The following is a 19,225-nucleotide window of genomic DNA, read 5'->3' as shown; positions in this document are numbered from 1 at the left end:
CTGCGGTCCGCCCCCTGGTCGGCTGTCGTCAGTCCTCGTCGGACTTGCCGCCACTCATCCCCGACGAGATCAACTCCATCACCGAGGAGTCCTGGAGCGTGGTCACGTCGCCGAGCGACCGGTTCTCCGCCACGTCCCGCAGCAACCGGCGCATGATCTTGCCGGAGCGGGTCTTCGGCAGCTCCGGCACCAGCATGATCTGCCGCGGCTTCGCGATCGGGCCGAGCGTCTTCGCCACGTGGTTGCGCAGCTCGGCGATGAGCTGCTCGCCCGCGTCGCCGGCGGTCTCCGCGGTGCCGCGCGGGATGGCGAACGCGACGATCGCCTGCCCGGTGGTCGGGTCGGTCGCGCCGACCACCGCCGCCTCCGCCACCGACGGGTGGCTGACCAGCGCCGACTCCACCTCCGTGGTGGAGATGTTGTGGCCGGACACCAGCATCACGTCATCCACCCGGCCGAGCAGCCAGATGTGCCCGTCGTCGTCCTTCTTCGCGCCGTCACCGGCGAAGTAGACCCACTCGTCGCCGATGTTGGCGCCCGCGCCGAACCGCGACCAGTACGTCTCCAGGAAGCGGTTGTCGTCGCCCCACACCGTCCGCAGCATCGACGGCCACGGCTCCTTCAGCACCAGGTAACCGCCGCCGCCGTTCGGCACCGACTCACCCTGGTCGTCCACCACGTCGGCGACGATGCCGGGCAGCGGGCCCATCGCCGAGCCGGGCTTCGCCTCGGTCACACCGGGCAGCGGCGAGATCATGATGGCGCCGGTCTCGGTCTGCCACCAGGTGTCCACCACCGGCAGCTCACCGCGGCCGACGTGCTGCCGGTACCAGATCCACGCCTCCGGGTTGATCGGCTCGCCGACGCTGCCGAGCAGACGCAGCGACGACAGGTCGTACCCGGCCGGGATGTCCTCGCCCCACTTCATCATGGTGCGGATCAGCGTCGGCGCCGTGTACAGGATGGTCACCTTGTACTTGTCGACGATCTCCCAGAACCGGCCCTTGTGCGGGGTGTCCGGCGTGCCCTCGTACATGACCTGGGTGGCGCCGTTGGAGAGCGGGCCGTACACGATGTAGGAGTGCCCGGTCACCCAGCCGATGTCGGCCGTGCACCAGTAGACGTCCGACTCCGGCTTCAGGTCGAACACCGCGTGCGTGGTGTACGACGCCTGGGTCAGGTAGCCGCCGGTGGTGTGCAGGATGCCCTTCGGCCGGGCCGTCGTGCCGCTGGTGTAGAGGATGAACAGCGGGTGCTCGGCGTCGAACGGCTGCGCCTCGTGCTCCGGCGCCGCCGTCTCCACCGTCTCGTGCCACCAGTGGTCCCTGCCCGACCAGGCGACCTCCTCACCGGTACGCCGCACCACCAGCACGTGCTCCACCGACGGGCACTTCGCCACCGCCTCGTCCACGGTCGGCTTGAGCGCCGACGGCTTGCCCCGCCGGTACCCGCCGTCCGCGGTGATCACCACCTTGGCGCTGGCGTCCTGGATCCGGTTGGTGAGCGCGTCGGCGGAGAAGCCGCCGAACACCACGCTGTGCGTGGCGCCGATCCGGGCGCAGGCGAGCATCGCCACCGCCGCCTCCGGGATCATCGGCATGTAGATCGCCACCCGGTCACCGGCGGTCACGCCCAGCTCGGTCAGCGCGTTCGCCGCCTGGCAGGTGAGCCGGTGCAGGTCGGCGTAGGTGACGGTGCGGGTGTCGCCCGGCTCGCCCTCCCAGTGGATCGCCACCTTGTCGCCGAGGCCCGCCTCGACGTGCCGGTCCAGGCAGTTGTACGCCACGTTCAGCGTGCCCCCGGTGAACCACTTCGCGAACGGGGCGTTCGACCAGTCGAGCACCTGCTCCCACGGCTGGGCCCAGGCCAGCCGGCCGGCCTGACGCGCCCAGAAGGCCAGCCGGTCACCGGCCGCCTCCTCGTACGCCTCGGCGGTCACGTTGGCGTTCGCGGCGAGTTCAGCCGGCGGCGGGAACTGGCGCGTCTCGTTCAGCAAGTTGGCCAATGCCTCGCTCATGCGGTGACTCCTTCGTCGCGTGACCTGCGTCTCCTACTCCGGGGAAGGTTAGTCCCGCCGTACCCCGGTCGCGACCGCCCGGCCCCGCACCGCGCGCCCAGCGGCCCTCCCCTCGCGCCGAGGTGTAAGGAAGGGCCCCTTGTTAACGCCTCCGGTAGAGGAAGGGACCCTTATTAACAACCCCGGGCATGGGGGGAGCCCGGCGGTCGCTAGCGTGACGGGGTGACCACCGATCCGCTCGCCCCGCTGCTCGCGCTCGCCGACGTCGCCCCCGCCGTCGAGCAGGCCCGCGAGCGGGTCGACCTGGCCCACCGGCACCGTGCGCTGCGCCGCCAGGGCGGCCAGGTCGCCGCCGAGGTCAGCCTCCGCTCCGCCGTGGCCAGCGCCGCGCTGGAGGGCCGCGTCCACGACCGCGAGGAGGTACGCGCCGGCACCGTCACCGACCCGGTGATGCAGGGCGCGCTACGGGTGGCCGGAGCGCTGCCCGGGCTCAGCGACCTCTGGCCCAAGGCGCCCCGGCAGGTGCTGGCCCGGCTGCACGTGCTCGCCGCCCGCGACGTGGTGACCGAGGAGGAGTTGGGCCGGCCGGTCGCCGACCCGGTGGTCGCGGCCCGCCTCGACGGCCTGGCCGCCCTGGTCGCCGGCGGCACCAAGGTGCCACCGCTGGTGCTGGCCGCCGTCGTACACGGCGAGCTGCTGAACCTGCGCCCGTTCCCCGGCCCGTCCGGGGTGGTGGCCCGCGCCGCCGCCCGGCTGGTGCTGATCTCCACCGGGTTCGACCCCCGTGGGCTGGTCGCTGTCGACGTCGGTCACCGCGAGCGCGAACCGGAGTACGTGGGCGCGGCCGGCGCGTTCGCCACCGGCACGCCCGACGGCCTGCGCTCCTGGCTGCGGCACTACATGACGGCTGTCGAGGTCGGCGCCGACCAGATCACGCTCATCGGCGACGAGATCCTCGCCGCGTCCTGAGGTCGCGGGTGTCAGGCGGTCGGCGCGGCGGCGCGGGTGCGGCGGTGCCGGCCGTACCAGGCGATGCCGATGGCCACGCCGACTCCGACACCGAGCGCCGCGGCCGCGACCGGCACGGCCGGCCGCTCACGCAGGCGGCGGCCCAGCGGAATCGGGTGCCGGAACTCCAGCACCGGCCACGAGTTCTCCACCGCCAGCTTGCGCAGCGCCCGGTCCGGGTTGACCACCGTCGGGTGCCCCACGCACTCCAGCAGCGGCCGATCCGAGTACGAGTCGGAGTACGCGTACGAGTCGCTGAGGTCGTAGTCGCGTTCCAGAGCCAGCTCGCTGACCGCCTCGACCTTGCTCGGACCGGCGGCGTAGAACTCGACCTCACCGCTGTAGCGGCCGTCCACCACACCCATCCGGGTGGCGATCACGTCGGTGATCCCGAGCAGCTCACCGATCGGCCGGACCATCTCGTCACCCGACGCGGAAACCAGCACCACGTCCCGGCCGGCGGCCTGGTGCTCCTCGATGAGGGCGGCCGCCTCGGCGTACACATAGGGGTTGATCAGTTCGTGCAGCGTCTCCGCGACGATCTGGCGGACCTGTTCCACCGGCCAGCCCTTGCAGAGGGTGGCCAGGTAGTCCCGCGTGCGGGCCATGGTCTGCTCGTCGGTGCCGCCCAGCCGGAACATCAACTGCGCGTACGCCGACTTGACCACGTCACGCCGAGTGATCAGCCCGTCCCGGTAGAACGGCCGACCGAATGCCAGTGCGCTTGACTTGGCGATGACGGTCTTGTCGAGATCGAAGAAAGCGGCGCTGCGGCCCACGGCGCGAAAGTCTAGCCCGACAGCGGCGCGGAGGCGTCCGCCCAGGGTCATGGAAGTGGATGAGCACCCGCAGGAGTGACGGCGGTCACATCTGATGTGCAAGAAATTAGCTTTGCGTGGACTGAACACCACTCGACGTATAAGGGTCGGCTGCGGCATGCTTGTCCTCGCGACGGGAGTTCACATTCCCGACGCCGCAGGCCTCGGCGGTTGCACCCCCCGTAACCGCTGAGTCGGTTCGGCTCGACCCCCCCGGAGCCGAACCACAAGACGACCCCCGTCTCCCCCCGACGGGGGTCGTCCCTTTGCGCCGTGAGCGTTCCGCCGCAGGTCACAGCCCCTCCCCGTCGCCTACGGGTGGCGTCCCCGGCATCGGGCGGGCTGAAACCGTACGGCTTCCCGCGATGCCCGGACTCCGGCCTGGTTGCAGATCGGTCTCAAGGCCCTGTCGCAGAACCAGCAGGCCGACATGATCGTCCGAGGTGGCTTTCTGCGGTACGGGGAGGAACGGCGTGGGCGCGAAGACGGCACTGCTGGCGTTTACTGACGGCGACATTCGTCCGGCGCTGCGTGGCGCCGGGCGATCGGCGCGAGCCGAAGTCGAGGCGTTGATACGTCGAGTCCACCCCGGCCACGTCGTCGAACCAGCCGACGACGACACCCTGCTCGACGGCGTCTACCCGCCGGACGGTGTCACGTACGCCACCGTGCTGGCCGGGGCGGAGCTGTACTGCGACCGACGGGTCATGCTCGACCGCCCGTCCGAGCTGCCGGAGCACCTTCGCCTGGCCGGAGCAGGCCGGCGAATCATCATGCACGGGATGCACTCTGCCGTGGACTGGCTCGGCTTCGCGGAGTGGGAGGACGGCGTACTGGTCAGATCGCTGAGCCTGTCGCCCGGCGGCAGCATCCAGGAGAACATCGGCGAGCCGTACGACTTCGAGCTGCCGTACTGGGCCGGTGAGCATCGCGTCGAGCCGGGCCCGTACCCGTTGCCGTTTCATCCCCTCGACCTCGGCGAGGAAGCGTTGCGTGCGCTGTTCGGCTTCGTCGTCGAGGGCCGTCCGTCCCCCGACGACATCGACCCCGACGATGTTCATCTGCACGGCTTCCGCGTGAGCGACCCGTCCGGCGAGGAACAGGCCGCCCGTCAGGCCGCATATGCGGAGGCACTGCGAGCCATGGGACCGCCGCGGAGGTACCGCATGGGACCGGACGGAACGATGCACGAGATCAGCTCCTGACCCGCCGACGGGCGGACCAGCAGGCGCGTGCCCGGTCAGGTGGGGCCGAGCGCCGTGAGGAGTTGCGTGAACCTGGGCGCCACCAGCCGCCAGGAGCATCGGGTGGGGTCGGTCCAGAAGTCACTGGCGACGACCCTCGGGTCGGCGACGTCGGTGCGGTAGTCGAGCGCGAGGGCTACATCGTCTCCAGGGTCCCGGTTGACCGCGATGAACACCGCGCGATCGGCATCGAGCCACGGCAGGGCGACCGGACGATTCATGCGGCTGCCGCGGGTCACTCGAAACAGCTGCGACAACGGGGCGTCGTCGGCGAAGAGGTCCAGGGCATTGTTCTCGAACCGCATTCCGTCAAGACTGGTGGGGAACATCAGTGGGTATTCGAACCACGGCATGACGCTCCGGAGCACGTGGTCTCCGGGGTGCCGCCAACGGTCCTGTTCCAGCAAGGTGGCCAGCGTGGTGGGCAGGGGGAGACCTCGGACCGTCCAATCCTGTGGACGAGGGCTCTTGTGCACGTCACCTCGCAACGTCAGATGTCGGCAGGGCGGCCAGAGTAGCTGTTCACGGCGCGTAGGCGGGGTCGGCGACGGCCTCGGCGATGCGGGTGAGCCAATGCAGGTCGTTGGCCCGGGACTCCGGACTGGCCCCGGGCCTCAGGATGCTGCGAAGGAACTCGGCGGCATCGTCGAGGTGTCGCTCGCCGCGGTAGTAACTCAGCAACCTCTGATCCGGCTCGACCGGGCCGTAGCCCCGCCGGAAGAGCTCGGCCCGGCGCGCGTCGGCCGGGTGGTCGCCGAAGTCCCGGCTGTAGACGAACATCAGGTCCCGCTCGCGCGGCGCGAGCATCGGCGCGTCCCAGTCCACGACGTGTAGCGGACCGTCGCCGTCGGCGATCAGGTTGCCCGGGTGGATGTCGGCGTGGGCGATGACGTGCCGAGCGCGCGTGACACCGGACGCAAGCTCATCCACCGTGTCCGCCAATCGGTGCAGCGCGGTGCCGTACCGCTTCCAGAACGCGCCGAGGGCGTCGCTCGCCGCGGCCTGATCGCCGAGCGTTCGCAGCCGGTCGCCCGCGGTCGACCGGTAGGTCTCCACCGGCAGGACGGCGGCGAGTTCGGCGCTCGGCGTGACCTGGTGCAGCCGGCCCAGGAACTCGCCGTACCCGATCCACTGGCGGTCGGTTAGACCGCGAGCCCACAGACTGCCGCCCTCATGGAACGGGTAGAGCAGCAGCCGGTAGCCCTCGAAGCCGTGTACGGCGCCGCCGTCCGGCAGGTCGATCGGCGCGACGACCTGCCGGAGGCCTCGCGCGCGGAGGAATCCTGGCAGCGCGACGGCGGCCCCTGTGAACTCGCCGCGGCGCAGCTTCAGGAAGTACCGCGCACCGCCGGTCGTGTCCACCCGGTACGCCCAGGCGTTCCCGTCGAGCCCCACCGGCAGGAACACGAGGTCGGCGACGCTCAGGGCCCAGGCGGCGGCCACCTCGGCGGCCAGCAGCGGCTCGTCGACGCCAGGTCTGTCGATCACGGCCGGAGCGTCGCAGCCGGGGTCCCGGCCGGCAAGCGAGTTGCGGTCGGGTCAGCGAATCACCGCGCGCGAGGTGTGCCTGGCCGGCTCGAAACACACCAGCGCTCCGCCGCGCTCGTCGGTGACCACCCAGGGATGACCGACGTACGTCTGCTGCCGGTAGGAATGCCCAGGCTCGAGCAGCGCGTACCGCTGGCGCCGGCCCTCGTAGTTGAGCCAGTAGACGGCGACGCGCTCCCGCCGGGTGTTGACGAAGTCGATGAACGTCTCCGGTCCGCCACCGTGTGAACGCAGCCTCCGTTCGTGTGTCGGCGACAGCGGTCTGAGCTCGTCGGGCCCGGCGACAGGCGGTTTCGAAGACCTGGAACGGGAGGGCTTCGGCGACGCCGGCTGACTGGTCGGAGCGGCGACCCGGCTCGGAGCGGCCGCCCGGCTCGGCTCGGCCGTCCGGGTGGGCAGGACGGAGCGGCTGGAGAGCGACACCGGCGGCGGCGACCAGGACGCCTCCGGTGGTTCCGCGGCCCCCTTGGACAGCGCCGGGGATGCCAGGATCGCCTGCCCCTCGATCGGCGGTGGAAGGTCGGGGCGGCGGGGCGTCGCGAAGGCGCTGACGATGCTGGCGAGCACCACTACCACGAGCCCGACCGCGATCGCGGCGAGCGCTGCCGGTGACGGATCGCGCAGCCAGGCCTCGCCGCCGGTCGGTCCGTCAGGCAGCGCGTGGCGCGGAGGTGGGGGAATCGCGAGGGGATGCGATGAATCGGTCATGGCCTCGAATCCGCAAAGCCGGTGCCGTCCATGGAGCGGCGAGGGGTCCCCGATTATCCGTTACTGATCATCCCCGTAGTCAATGGCTGACCGTGCGTTCGCTGCTCAACCCTCGCGCCACATAGCAGATCCACTCCTCCGCCGAGGTCTGTCCACATCGCATTCCGCCGTCCACAGGGGAGTCCGCATCTCCCGCATTCGGCTCATCGGCCGGGCAGGCTGCCGGGCACGTCCGAGTCCGACCGAGGGAGACAGCCATGCCGCCCCGCACTCCGCTCCCGCCGTACCGTCGCCTGCCTCTGCTCGTCACCTCCGACGGCGACCTTCTCGACGAGCTGTTGCGACTCGCGGCCGCCGGTGGCACCGAGGTCGAACTGGCCGCCGACCCGGCGGCCGCCCGGGCCCGCTGGGCGCCGGCGCCGCTGGTCCTCATCGGCGCCGACCAGGCGGCGGCCTGCCTGCGGGCACGCCTTCCCCGCCGCGCCCGCACGGTCCTGGTCGGTCGCTCCGGAGAACTCGATCCGGGTACGGAGTTGGCCGAGCTGATCGGCGCGGAGCACGTCGCGACACTGCCGGCGGCCGAGCCCTGGCTGATCGACCGGTTCGCCGAATGCGGGGCCGGCCCGGCGGGTCCGCCGTCGGGGCGGGTGGTGGCGGTGCTCGGCGGGCGGGGCGGCGCCGGGGCCAGCGTGCTCGCCGGCGGGCTCGCCGTCACCGCGGCCCGGTCACGCCTGCGCACGCTGCTTGTGGACGCCGACCCGCTCGGCGGAGGCCTCGATCTCGTACTCGGGTGGGAGCAGCTCGACGGGTTGCGCTGGCCTGAGCTGGCCGGCACGGACGGGCGCGTCGACCCGCCGTCGCTGGTCCGCGCGCTGCCCAGTCGAGGCGACCTGGTGGTGCTCTCCTGGGATCGCGGGGACCTGCGGCACCTGCCGGCCGAGGCGATGGCCGCCACTGTCGACGCCGGCCGTCGCGGGCGGGACCTGGTCGTGCTCGACCTGCCCCGGCACCTCGACGACGCGGCGGTGATCGCGCTCCAGGCCGCCGACCGCGCGCTGCTCGTCGTACCGGCCGAGCTGCGGGCGGCAGCCGCGGCGGCCCGGGTCGCCGCCCTCGCCGCGCCACACTGCGTCGACCTGTCGGTGATCGTGCGCGGCCCGGCGCCCGGCCGGCTCCGCGCGGCCGAGGTGTCCCGGGCGCTGGGCCTGCCGCTCGCCGGCACGCTGCGGCCCGAGCCGGGGCTGTGCCGAGGACTGGAGCGGGGCGAGGCGCCGGGCGCGAGCGGCAAGGGCCCACTCGCCGTCCTGTGTCAGCGGCTCGTGGACGAGCTGGTCGGGTCGTCGGCGGCGGGTGCGGCATGACCGGGCCGGCCGACCCCGGGGAGCTGGCCGTCCGGGTCCGGCACCGGTTCGCCGCCGAGGCGACGCCGGTCACCCCGGCGGCGATCGTCTCGGCCGTACGCGCCGAACCGGCGAGGGACGGGTGCTGGACTCCATCGGCCTGCTGCTGCCCGACGGCCCCGACCGCGTGGTGACAGTGGTTCCGGCCTGGGTACGAGGACGGGGTCCCGGTCCGGCGGCCCGTGCGCTCGGCGCCCTGCTGCGGCAGCGGGGTGTGCCGGTGCCGCCGGTCCTCCGGGTGCCCGGGGCGGAACCGTCGTGACCGCGCAGCTCGGGCTGGTGGCGCTGCTTCTCGCGGTCGCGGCAGCGGCCGTCGCCTGGCCGGTACGCGCAGGTCGCGCCCGGCGACTGGCGGTTCTGGGCGGCGGCCCGGCCCAGCGGGCAGGCGGTTCGGGCCGTCCGCTCGACGCCGGGCCGCAGTCGTCCGGCCAGCCACCGGGCCGCGCTCGGGAACCACGTCGGCCCGGAGCCGGGCACCCGGCACATCAGTGGATCAAGCCCGGCCCTGCCGCAGACCGGGCAGGGCAGTGGACCGGCGTCGGGCCTGCTCGCGAGCCGGCGCAACGGGCAGGGGAGTGGGCCGGCCTCGGGCCTGCGTCCGCGCTGGCGCATCGGGCACGGCGGTGGGTCGGCCTCGGCCCGGGGACGCTCGCGGCGGACGGCGACCGGGCCGCCGGTCCGCCGGTCCTGTTCACGCCTCGACGCGCGCTACCCGTGGCGGCGCTGCTCGGCGCCGTGTCCGGGGCGCTGCTCGGCGGTCCGGTGGCGGCCCTGGCGCTGGCCACCTACGGCGTCCTCGCGGCCCGGGCGGTGCTGCGTCGGCGTACCCGAAGGGCGGCCGCGCTCGCGCACCGCCGCGACCTCGACCGGCTCGCCGCCGTCGCCGCCGACCTGCGGGCCGGGCTGCCGGCCGACCTGGACGACGGGCCGGGCCGGGTCGCGCGCCTGGCCCGGGCCGCCGGGACGCTGGCTGACCGCACCGGAGCGCCCCTGGCCGACCTGCTGGAACGGATCGAGGCCGACGCCCGCGCCGCCGACCGGGGGCTCGCCGCTGCCGCCGCCCAGGCCGCCGGGGCCCGGGCGACCGCCTGGCTGCTCGCCGCGCTGCCCCTGGGCGGGATCGGCCTGGGCTACGGCATCGGGGTGGACCCGGTGGCGGTGCTCCTGCACACGCCGGTAGGTGGCGGCAGCGCGCTGGCGGCCGTCGCGTTGCAGGTCGGCGGGCTGCTCTGGGCGGAGCGGCTCGGCGTCACACCCGGGCGGGCCTCTTGATGTCCCGCCAGATGCTGGCCGCCGTGTGCCTCGGTGGCGCCGCGTCGCTCCTGCTCGTCGCCGTTCCGGCGGCCCGCCCGGCCCGGCGGTTGCGCCGGCTCGCCCCGGCGCCCCGGCGGCCCCGCCCGGCGTGGTGGCCGGATCGGGTACGGCTGGGCGCGGCGCTGGCCGGGCTGGCCGTGCCGGTGGTGGTCGGCGGCTGGACCGGTCTGTTCCTCGGGCTGCTGGCCGGTGTCGCCGCCGATCGCCTGCTCCGGCGGATCGAGCCGCGCGCCGTCCGGGAGCGACGGCTGCGGGAGACGGCCGATCTGCCGCTGGCCGCGGACCTGCTGGCCGCCGCGCTGCGGGCGGGCGCGCCGGTCGACCGTTCGGCGCTGGCGGTCGCCGAGGCGCTCGGCGGTCCGCTCGCTGACCGGCTCGGCCGGGTGGGCCGCACGCTGGGCCTGGGCGGTACGGCAACCGAGGCATGGGCGCACCTGAGCTGCGTGGCCGGGGCCGAACCCGTGGTCGCGGCGGCGGTCCGGTCGTCGAACAGCGGTGCCGCGTTGGCTCGCGCGCTGACCCGGCTCGCCGACGACCTCCGCGCCGAACGGTCGACCGCCGCGGAGGCGGCCGCCCGGCGCGCGGGCGTGCTCATCGTGCTGCCGCTCGGGCTCTGCTTCCTGCCCGCCTTCATTCTCGCCGGTCTGGTGCCGGTGATCGTCGCTGTTCTCGGCGACGTGCTGTGAACCATCGAGAAGGGACTACGACATGCGCAAACTCCTCACCCGCCTGCGGGGTGACGCCGGCATGAACACCGCCGAGTACGCCGTGGGCACGCTCGCCGCGGTCGCCTTCGCCGGCATCCTGTTGAAGGTGCTGACCTCCGGCAACGTGCAGTCCGCGCTGACCGCCGTCATCGACCGGGCCCTGAAGTGATCCGGCGCCGGTGGGCCGACCGCTGGTTTCCCACTCCGGCGCACCCGCTGGGCGTCCCGGCCGAAGCGGGCCCGATCCGCGGCGCTGCCGGCATCCGGGCCGGGGCGGTCGGGCGTGCCCTCGTCCGCCTGCTCCGCCGGGGACGTTCGTGGGCAGCGTGCGAGCGGGGCTCCTTCACCGCCGAACTGGCGGCCGGCCTGCCGGCGCTCATGCTGCTGCTCGTCGCGGGGCTGACGGCGGTGAACGCGGTCGGTACCCGGGTCGGCTGCGTCGACGCAGCCCGGGAGGCGGCGCTCGCTGCGGCCCGGGGCGAGTCCGGCGAGGTCGCCGGCCAGCGGTACGCGCCCGACGGCGCCGAGGTGTCGGTGACTGTGGCAGGCGACCGGGTCACGGCGACGGTTCGGGCGCCGGTCCGGACGTTCGGCGCGCTGCTGCCGCGACTGAGCGTGTCGGGGCAGGCGGCGGCGGCTGTGGAACCCGGCGCGCCGGGGCCGGTGCCGTGACGGCCGTCCGGGCGTCGCGCCGAACCGCCGCCGAGCGGGGCGGAGCCACTGTGTGCCTGCTCGCGATCGGGCTGGTGTTCGTGCTGGTCGGGATGTTCGGCGCGGCGCTCGGGGCCGCCCGCTGTGCTCGGCACCAGGCCCGCAACGCGGCGGACTTCGGGGCGCTCGCCGGTGCCGGGCGGGTGCTCGACGGCGTCGAGGGCGCGTGCGCTCGCGCGGCCGAGCTGGTGGCGGCCAACGGCGGCCGGATGACCGGCTGCCGGATCGACGGGCTCGATCTGATCGTCACGGCGCGGGTACGTGTCGAGCCGCTGCCCGGGCTGACCCGGGACGCCACCGCGACGTCCCGGGCCGGGCCGGCCCGGGACACCGACGGTTGAGGCGGCCGAGCCGGGGGCGTCGATCGCTGGCGCTCCCGGCTCGGCCGGCGGGTGGTGGAAAAGGTGGCGCGGGGTCAGCGGGACTGGAGCGCGTCCAACCCGACGGCCATCGCGATGACCAGGCGCCGGTCGATCTGCGGGTGGTGGATGTCGACGACGTACCGGTCGCGCAGGCCCCACTTCTTGTCGACCGAGAACACCGGCTGGCCACCGGCCACGAAGTCGAAGTGGTACGGCAGCCAGGAGAGCGAGTCGACGAACCGGCGCAGCAGCGCGACCGGCAGGCTGCGCTCCTGCCCGGTGGCCGGCGGCAGCCCGGGCTGCTCGACGTGCCACGTCGAGCGCAGCAGCGACTGCGCGAAGTCCTTGCGGAACAGCCCGATCGGGTTGCCGGCGTGGTCGGTCACGTCGTATGTGGCGCCGAGGTCGAGCCGCTGCCGGGCCTTGAACCCGAGAAGGGGGTACTGCTTGGAGTCGTCGGTGTAGATGGTCACCTGCTCCTTGAAGGCGAGCCGCTTCTGCTGCGCGAACGCGAGCAGCCCGGCCTCGGAGCCGTCGGGTGCCGCGGCGTGCACCTCGTACTGGTTGACCATCATCCGGATCCGCTGTCGGACGATGAACCGGTTATGGGCCTGCAGGTTGTCGAGCGACATCAGATCTCCTTCGAGGGGTCGCCGGAGTCTCGCACAGCAGGCCCGCCGCCGCTTGCCCCCGCTCGCGCCAGGATCACCGCTCGCGAGGGCCTCCGGCTTCCGGGCACCCACCCACCCCACAAGGCGAACGACGACGAAAGGTCAACGACCGCCGTCGACCGTGGCCTTCATCGCCCAACTGTTCAGCACCTGGTGAATGCCGCGCAGGCGCTCGTTGATCTGCTCCAGCCGCTCCGCCTGGGCGAGCGTGGCCAGCGCGGTGCCCAGCGCGATCTGCTGGTCGGGGGTTAGGTTTTCCTGGTCGATGGTGTAGAGCAACTCGACGGTCTCGGCGATCGTGTCGGCCACGGCGGCACCTCCGGCGGGACGGGTCTGGGGTCACCTGCGCTACCGGAAATGATGCATGGAAGCGCTCCCATACATCAATGCCCCGAGGGCCCTGCCCTCATGCACCCGTCCCACCAACCAGACCCCCGGGGCCACGGCCCACCTTGATCGACACCAGTTCGGCGAAGTGTCGGGGTCCAGCACCCGCCGATACAGCAACCTCCCCGAACTGGCGGGAGGCCCCACCCGACGGGCGCGGACCAGGTCAGGCGGGTGGGCCACCGGCCGTCTGAGCTGGGCGGGCCACCCGGTCGCCCTGCCGGGGCAACACCTCGCCGCTCCCCGGGCCGCCCGCGTCCGGGCCGGCACCCGCCTCCGGGCCGTCCGCCTCCGGGCCAGAGGTGGGCGGGTCCGGGTCGGCACCCGCGTCCGGGCCGCCGACCGTGGCGAGATTCACCAGCACCACGTCGAGGACCTTCACCGCCTCTGCCTTCGCCAGCGGATTGTTGCCGTTTCCGCACTTCGGGGACTGGACGCACGACGGGCACCCGGTCTCGCACCCGCACTCGGCGATCGCGTCCCGGGTGGCGCGCAGCCAGGCGGCGGCGGTGCCGTACGCCCGCTCGGCGAAACCCGCCCCGCCGGGATGCCCGTCGTAGACGAAGACCGTGGGCGCCTCGGTGTCCGGGTGCAGGGCGGTGGACAGCCCACCGATGTCCCAGCGATCGCAGGTCGCCATCAGCGGCAGCAGGCCGATGGCGGCGTGCTCGGCGGCGTGCAGCGCGCCCGGCACGTCGGCCGCATCGACACCGGCGGCGGTCAGCGACTCGGGGGAGAGCGTGAACCACACCGCGACGGTGCGCAGCTCCCGGGCCGGCAGGTCGAGCGGGCGGGTGTCGATCACCTCGCCGGTGACGATGCGCCGCCGCTGGTACGACACCACCTGGCTGGTCACGTCCACCTCGCCGAGGAAGAGCCCGACCGGGCCGGCGTCCACGTACGAGCGGACCGACACCACCGACAGCGAGGTCACGACGCGCGCGTGGGTGGACCAGTCCGGCTCCTCGGCGTGCACCAGCGCGCACCCGTCGGCCAGGTCGAGTGAGTCGACCACGTACGAGACGCCCTGGTGCAGGTAGACCGCGCCGGTGTGCAGCAGGAAGTGCGACGATCCGCCGTCGACGGTGCCGAGCAGCCGGCCGGTGGACTCCTCCACCACGCAGACCGGGGCGCCGCCCTCGCCGCGCAGGTCGACCTCGGGGCGTTCCCGGTGCCGCCAGTACCAGCCGGTGGGCCGCTGCCGCAGCGCCCCCGCCTCGACCAGCGAGTCCACCGCTTCCTTCGCGCCCTCACCGAACAGGTCAAGGTCGGCGGGGGTGAGCGGGGACTCGTGGGCAGCGCAGGCGAGCTGCGGCGCGAGGACGTACGGGTTGGCCGGGTCGAGCACCGTCGCCTCGACCGGCCGCCCGAACAGCGCCTCCGGGTGGTGCACCAGGTAGGTGTCGAGCGGGTCGTCCCGGGCCACCAGCACGGCGAGCGCCTCGTCGCCGGAACGCCCGGCCCGCCCGGCCTGCTGCCACAGCGACGCGCGGGTGCCGGGCCAGCCGCAGATCAGCACCGCGTCCAGCCCGACCAGGTCGACGCCGAGTTCGAGCGCGTTCGTGGAGGCGAGCCCGAGCAGGTCGCCGTGCAGCAGCGCCCGTTCCAGCTCGCGGCGTTCCTCGCGCAGGTAGCCGGCCCGGTAGGCGGCCACCCGCTCGCCGAGGCCGGGGACCGCCTCGTCCAGCGACCGCCGGGCGTTCGCGGCGACCACCTCGGCGCCCCGGCGGGACCGCACGAACGCGAGCGTGCGTACCCCCTCGACCACGCTGTCGGCGAGCAGGTCGCCGGTCTCCCGCAGCGCGGAGCGCCGGACCTGGACGAGGTCGGCGTCGGGAGCCGAGTCGGAGGGCGGCAGCAGCGGCGGCTCCCAGAGCGCGAACGTCACGCCGCCGCGCGGCGACGTGTCCTCGGTGACGGCGGTGACTGCTAGACCGGTGAGCCGCCCGGCCGCCGTCGCCGGGTCACCCGACGTGGCCGAGGCCAGCAGAAACACGGGAGTACGCCCGAAGCGCGCGCACTGCCGCCGCAACCGCCGCAGTACGTGCGCGACGTGTGAGCCGAAGACGCCCCGGTAGGTGTGGCACTCGTCGACCACCACGTACGCGAGGCGGCGCAGGAACCCGGACCAGTGGGCGTGACCGGGCAGGATGCCGTGGTGCAGCATGTCCGGGTTGGTCAGCACGAACCGGGAGTGCCGCCGGATCCACTCCCGCTCGGCGCGCGGCGTGTCCCCGTCGTAGGTGGCGGGGCGTACCCCGTCGAGGTCGAGACCGGCGACGGCGCGGAGCTGGTCGGCGGCGAGCGCCTTGGTCGGCGCCAGGTAGAGCACAGTGGCGCGCGGGTCGGCGAGCAGCGTGCTCAGCGCGGGCAGCTGGTACGCCAGGGACTTGCCGGACGCCGTGCCGGTGGCCACCACGACGTGCCTGCCGGCGTACGCCAGCTCGGCGGCCTCGGCCTGGTGCCGCCACGGGGCGGTGACGCCGCGCCGCGCGAACGCCGCCCGCAGTTCCTCCGGCGCCCAGCCGGGCCACCCGACCGGCTCGCCGGTTCGGGCCGGGACGCGCTCGACGTGGGTGACCGGGTCGGTGGAGTGCCGCAGCCGCAGCCGGCGCAGCAGCTCACCCGGAGCACGCCGCGGGCCGGGGCTGTGGTCGGTCACGTCCTGCACTCTCGCACTGGTGTTCGGAATTGGGAACCGCAGGGTGGGGGTAAGGGAGGGGCGTGGCCGGTGATCCGAGAGGGCCGCACGGGGGATGGTTAGATGCCCTGGAGAGTTTACCGAGGAGGGGCCGATGGAGCTGTCGCTGGCGACCCGCGCCGTGGGGGAGCACACGGTGCTCGAGGTCGGTGGTGAGGTGGACGTCTACACCGCCCCCCGCCTGCGGGAACGGCTTCTTGAGCTGATCGACGGCGGGGCCCGCCACGTGGTGGTCGACCTGGGCCGGGTGGACTTCCTCGACTCGACCGGACTGGGCGTGCTGGTCGGCGCGCTCAAGCGGCTGCGCTCGGCCGGCGGCTCGTTCGCCCTGGTCTGCGACAAGGAGCCGCTGCTCAAGATTTTCCGGATCACCGCCCTGGACCAGGTCTTCCCGCTGCATCCGACGGTCGACGCGGCCATCGCCGCCGACTCCACCGGCGCGTGATGGCCACCGTCAAGCTTTCCTTCTCTCCGGCCCCGGTGCACGTGCGTACCGCACGCCTGGTCGGCGTCGCGGTGGCCCGGCGGGCCGGCGTACGCGAGGACCTGCTGGACGAGGTGCGCCTGGCCATCGGTGAGGCGTGCACGCGGGCGGTCGCGCTGCACCGGCAGTACGGCCTGGCGGATCCGGTGTACGTGGAAATGTCCGACACCGGTGGCTACACGGTCCGGGTGGTGGACCGGGCGCCGATCGAGGCGGGCCTCGGCCTGGCCGCGCTCGGGCCGGACGAGCTGGCCAAGGAGTCGCTGAGCGAGGACGCGCTCACCACCGGGGTGGGCTTCGCGCTGCTCGCCGGTTTCGTGGAGGACCTCCAGGTCCGCCCGGTCGACGAGGGCGTCGGCACCGAGGTCCGGATGACCTGGCCGGCCGGACGCGCCTGACCCTTCCGTTCACGTAGGCCGCGTTCCCCGCACGGGGAGCGCGGCCTCGTCGTGTTGACCGGGCCATATATCAGATTTCTTCGTATAACACAGTTACGAAGATCATCGAGACACGGTGCCCCCTGCCTGTGACCCTCGCCACGCCGGAGGGCTACAGTACCCGGGTTGTCAGCAAGTGATCCCGTCCCGTAGCCAGCGGGAACGGTCCGCCGGAGTGGGTTGGCGCGCGCTTGCGAGTCCGCATCCAGGCGTCGGCCCGTGCGTCTCCACCGGCCGGCGCGAGTTGTTCGGTACAGGAGGACATAGATGTCCGGGACCTTGGCCGCTGACGGCGGCGCACTGTCCCTTACCGGAGCCAACGTGACGTACGTCGTCATCGCCGCGGTCATCGCGCTGGTGGCGCTCGTCTTCGCGGCCGCCCTCACCAGGGCGGTCCTGGCGGCCGGTAAGGGAACCACAAACATGCAGGAGATCTCCGGCGCGGTGCAGGAGGGCGCGTCGGCGTACCTGCTGCGGCAGTTCCGCACGCTGGCGATCTTCGTCGTGATCGCCGTCGTGCTGCTGTTCCTGCTGCCGGTGCACGACACCGACGGCAACGAAACGCTGGTGAAGCTCGGCCGCTCGGCGTTCTTCGTGGTGGGTGCGCTGTTCAGCGCGTTCATCGGCGGCGCCGGCATGTGGCTGGCCACCCGCGCCAACCTGCGGGTGGCAGCGGCCGCGCGGGAGCGCGAAGGCGGACGCGAAGGCGCCATGAAGATCGCCTTCCGCACCGGCGGCGTGGTCGGCTTCCTCACCGTCGGCCTCGGTCTGTTCGGCGCGGCGCTCGTCGTGCTGATCTACCGGGGTGACGCCCCGACCGTGCTGGAGGGCTTCGGTTTCGGCGCCGCGCTGCTCGCCATGTTCATGCGGGTCGGCGGCGGCATCTTCACCAAGGCCGCCGACGTCGGCGCCGACCTGGTCGGCAAGGTCGAGCAGGGCATCCCGGAGGACGACCCGCGCAACGCCGCCACCATCGCCGACAACGTGGGCGACAACGTCGGCGACTGCGCCGGCATGGCCGCCGACCTGTTCGAGTCGTACGCGGTCACGCTCGTCGCGGCGCTGATCCTCGGCCGGGCCGCGTTCGGTGAGACCGGCCTGGTCTTCCCGCTGATCATCTCCACCATCGGCGTGCTCGTCGCGATCGTCGGCGTCTTCATCACCCGGCTGCGCGCCAGCGACCGCAACGGCCTGACCGCCATCAACCGGGCCTTCTACCTCTCCGCGCTCATCGCCGCGGTGCTCGTCGCGATCGCCGCGTTCGCGTACCTGCCGGCCACGTTCGCCGAGCTGGAGGGCGGGCTGACCGACGTCGACCGCAACCCGCGGCTGGTGGCCATCGGCGCGGTCGTGATCGGTATCGTGCTGGCCGCCGCGATCCAGGCGCTGACCGGCTACTTCACCGAGACCAACAGGCGCCCGGTGCAGGACATCGGCAAGAGCTCGCAGACCGGCCCGGCCACCGTCATCCTCGCCGGCATCAGCGTCGGCCTGGAGTCGGCCGTCTACTCGGCGCTGCTGATCGGCGCCGGCGTGTTCGGCGCGTTCCTGCTCGGCGGCAGCTCGATCACGCTGTCCCTGTTCGCCGTCGCGCTGGCCGGCACCGGCCTGCTCACCACCGTCGGCGTCATCGTCGCCATGGACACGTTCGGCCCGATCTCCGACAACGCGCAGGGCGTGGCCGAGATGTCCGGCGACATCGACGAGCACGGCGCGCGGACGCTCACCGAGCTGGACGCCGTCGGCAACACCACCAAGGCGATCACCAAGGGCATCGCGATCGCCACCGCCGTGCTGGCCGCCACCGCGCTGTTCGGCTCGTACACCGACACGCTGCGCTCCTCGTACGAGGACGCGGGCGTCAGCGACGTCGGCAACGAGATCCTCAACTCGCTCAACGTCGCCAACCCCCGCAACCTGGTCGGCCTCATCATCGGCGCCGCGGTGGTCTTCCTCTTCTCCGGCCTGGCCATCAACGCGGTGTCCCGCTCGGCCGGCGCCGTGGTGATGGAGGTGCGCCGCCAGTTCCGTGAGCTGCCCGGCATCATGGACCGCACCCAGCGGCCCGAGTACGGCAAGGTCGTGGACATCTGCACCCGGGACGCCCAGCGCGAGCTGCTGACCCCCGGCCTGCTGGCCATCCTGGCCCCGATCGCTGTCGGCTTCGGCCTCGGCCCGGGCGCGCTGGCCGCGTACCTGGCCGGCGCGATCGGCGCGGGCACGCTGATGGCGGTGTTCCTGGCCAACTCCGGTGGCGCCTGGGACAACGGCAAGAAGCTGGTGGAGGACGGCGCGTACGGCGGCAAGGGCTCCGACGCGCACGCCGCCACCGTCATCGGCGACACCGTCGGCGACCCGTTCAAGGACACCGCCGGCCCGGCGATCAACCCGCTGATCAAGGTGATGAACCTGGTCTCGCTGCTGATCGCGCCGGCCGTGGTGGCCTGGAGCGTGGGCAACGACCAGAACAACCCGCTGCGCATCACGATCGCCGTGGTCGCCGCGCTGATCATCGCGGGGGCCGTGGTGTTCAGCAAGCGCAAGGGCGTGGCGATGACCGACTCGGACAGCGACGCCGGCAAGCCGGACCAGCGCCCGGAGACGGTCAACGCCTGAGGTCCACGCGACGGCTCCCGGCCGGTCCCGGCCGGCCGGGAGCCTCGTGCCCGGCAAACCTGAGCGGTGGCGGTTCCGCCCGGAGGTCGTAC

Annotated in this window: 19 protein-coding genes and 1 pseudogene; 12 read left to right on the top strand and 8 right to left on the bottom strand. The window is 73.2% G+C overall.

The annotated features are described in order from the left end of the window. Positions 1-28: 28 nt before the first annotated feature. A complete protein-coding gene (gene acs, locus KBX39_RS01555; protein WP_043327265.1) occupies positions 29-2,017 on the bottom strand; it encodes an acetate--CoA ligase in 1,989 nt (662 codons plus the stop codon). 222 nt (positions 2,018-2,239) lie between these two features. Between acs and KBX39_RS01550 the strand changes: the two genes are divergently transcribed. Further along, positions 2,240-2,986 carry an oxidoreductase gene (locus KBX39_RS01550; RefSeq protein ID WP_043327263.1) on the top strand — a complete coding sequence of 249 codons (747 nt, stop codon included), beginning with the start codon at positions 2,240-2,242 and terminating at the stop codon, positions 2,984-2,986. 11 nt (positions 2,987-2,997) lie between these two features. Here KBX39_RS01550 and KBX39_RS01545 read toward each other — a convergent pair whose 3' ends face one another. Then, positions 2,998-3,804: an HAD family phosphatase gene (locus tag KBX39_RS01545; protein ID WP_043327262.1), complete on the bottom strand. Its 807-nt coding sequence runs from the start codon at positions 3,802-3,804 to the stop codon at positions 2,998-3,000. 512 nt (positions 3,805-4,316) lie between these two features. Here KBX39_RS01545 and KBX39_RS01540 point away from each other — a divergent pair. Continuing rightward, entirely contained in the window at positions 4,317-5,048 is a 732-nt protein-coding gene (locus KBX39_RS01540) for a hypothetical protein (protein ID WP_043327259.1), read from the top strand. A 35-nt stretch (positions 5,049-5,083) separates the two neighbouring features. Here the strand turns inward: KBX39_RS01540 and KBX39_RS01535 are convergent, their stop codons facing one another. The 3 genes from KBX39_RS01535 to KBX39_RS01525 form a co-directional block, all read right to left on the bottom strand. Next, on the bottom strand, positions 5,084-5,494 hold the full coding sequence (locus KBX39_RS01535; RefSeq protein ID WP_140946281.1) for a hypothetical protein: 411 nt from the start codon (positions 5,492-5,494) through the stop codon (positions 5,084-5,086). 115 nt (positions 5,495-5,609) lie between these two features. Continuing rightward, complete coding sequence (locus tag KBX39_RS01530) at positions 5,610-6,575, bottom strand: phosphotransferase enzyme family protein (protein ID WP_113972190.1); 966 nt, start codon at positions 6,573-6,575, stop codon at positions 5,610-5,612. A 51-nt stretch (positions 6,576-6,626) separates the two neighbouring features. Beyond that, complete coding sequence (locus tag KBX39_RS01525) at positions 6,627-7,343, bottom strand: hypothetical protein (RefSeq protein ID WP_210868817.1); 717 nt, start codon at positions 7,341-7,343, stop codon at positions 6,627-6,629. Positions 7,344-7,600: 257 nt separating this feature from the next. Between KBX39_RS01525 and ssd the strand changes: the two genes are divergently transcribed. The 7 genes and pseudogenes from ssd (at position 7,601) to KBX39_RS01490 (ending at position 11,816) form a co-directional block, all read left to right on the top strand. Further along, positions 7,601-8,704, top strand: coding sequence for a septum site-determining protein Ssd (ssd, locus tag KBX39_RS01520; protein WP_064448448.1), 1,104 nt, complete (start codon positions 7,601-7,603; stop codon positions 8,702-8,704). A 115-nt stretch (positions 8,705-8,819) separates the two neighbouring features. Beyond that, positions 8,820-9,005 (top strand): annotated as a pseudogene (locus KBX39_RS01515) (pilus assembly protein CpaF); the annotation flags it as partial. Continuing rightward, positions 9,002-10,015, top strand: coding sequence for a hypothetical protein (locus KBX39_RS33080; RefSeq protein WP_312245372.1), 1,014 nt, complete (start codon positions 9,002-9,004; stop codon positions 10,013-10,015). The pseudogene KBX39_RS01515 and the gene KBX39_RS33080, both read left to right, overlap by 4 nt. After that, a complete protein-coding gene (locus tag KBX39_RS01505; protein WP_064448451.1) occupies positions 10,015-10,743 on the top strand; it encodes a type II secretion system F family protein in 729 nt (242 codons plus the stop codon). The genes KBX39_RS33080 and KBX39_RS01505 overlap by 1 nt, the downstream gene beginning before the upstream one ends. 22 nt (positions 10,744-10,765) lie before the next feature. After that, positions 10,766-10,933, top strand: a complete 168-nt coding sequence (locus KBX39_RS01500) for a DUF4244 domain-containing protein (RefSeq protein ID WP_013283643.1) — start codon at positions 10,766-10,768, stop codon at positions 10,931-10,933. A gap of 128 nt (positions 10,934-11,061) precedes the next feature. Then, positions 11,062-11,436: a TadE family type IV pilus minor pilin gene (locus KBX39_RS01495; protein WP_064448478.1), complete on the top strand. Its 375-nt coding sequence runs from the start codon at positions 11,062-11,064 to the stop codon at positions 11,434-11,436. Beyond that, positions 11,433-11,816, top strand: a complete 384-nt coding sequence (locus KBX39_RS01490; protein WP_113972184.1) for an Rv3654c family TadE-like protein — start codon at positions 11,433-11,435, stop codon at positions 11,814-11,816. The genes KBX39_RS01495 and KBX39_RS01490 overlap by 4 nt, the downstream gene beginning before the upstream one ends. 74 nt (positions 11,817-11,890) lie before the next feature. Here the strand turns inward: KBX39_RS01490 and KBX39_RS01485 are convergent, their stop codons facing one another. The 3 genes from KBX39_RS01485 to KBX39_RS01475 all read right to left on the bottom strand — a co-directional run bounded on the left by KBX39_RS01485 (position 11,891) and on the right by KBX39_RS01475 (position 15,557). After that, positions 11,891-12,469, bottom strand: coding sequence for a hypothetical protein (locus KBX39_RS01485; protein ID WP_030503750.1), 579 nt, complete (start codon positions 12,467-12,469; stop codon positions 11,891-11,893). 141 nt (positions 12,470-12,610) lie between these two features. Further along, on the bottom strand, positions 12,611-12,817 hold the full coding sequence (locus tag KBX39_RS01480) for a hypothetical protein (RefSeq protein WP_043327245.1): 207 nt from the start codon (positions 12,815-12,817) through the stop codon (positions 12,611-12,613). 244 nt (positions 12,818-13,061) lie between these two features. Next, positions 13,062-15,557 (bottom strand): DEAD/DEAH box helicase, encoded by a 2,496-nt coding sequence (locus KBX39_RS01475; protein ID WP_210868815.1) that lies wholly within the window; start codon positions 15,555-15,557, stop codon positions 13,062-13,064. A gap of 133 nt (positions 15,558-15,690) precedes the next feature. Between KBX39_RS01475 and KBX39_RS01470 the strand changes: the two genes are divergently transcribed. From KBX39_RS01470 to KBX39_RS01460, 3 genes are all read left to right on the top strand, one after another. Then, the gene (locus KBX39_RS01470; RefSeq protein WP_013283649.1) at positions 15,691-16,041 is read left to right on the top strand and encodes an STAS domain-containing protein; all 351 of its coding nucleotides are present in this window, start codon (positions 15,691-15,693) and stop codon (positions 16,039-16,041) included. Continuing rightward, entirely contained in the window at positions 16,041-16,478 is a 438-nt protein-coding gene (locus tag KBX39_RS01465) for an ATP-binding protein (RefSeq protein ID WP_043327241.1), read from the top strand. Before KBX39_RS01470 ends, KBX39_RS01465 begins: the two co-directional genes overlap by 1 nt. A gap of 306 nt (positions 16,479-16,784) precedes the next feature. Next, entirely contained in the window at positions 16,785-19,133 is a 2,349-nt protein-coding gene (locus tag KBX39_RS01460) for a sodium-translocating pyrophosphatase (RefSeq protein WP_210868813.1), read from the top strand. The last annotated feature ends 92 nt before the right edge of the window (positions 19,134-19,225 follow it).

The organism is Micromonospora sp. D75 (genome assembly GCF_018070405.1).
GTDB classification, from domain to species: domain Bacteria; phylum Actinomycetota; class Actinomycetes; order Mycobacteriales; family Micromonosporaceae; genus Micromonospora; species Micromonospora chalcea.
The sequence above is the reverse complement of the archived record's forward strand: the minus strand, read 5'-3'. Positions and strand labels throughout refer to the sequence as shown.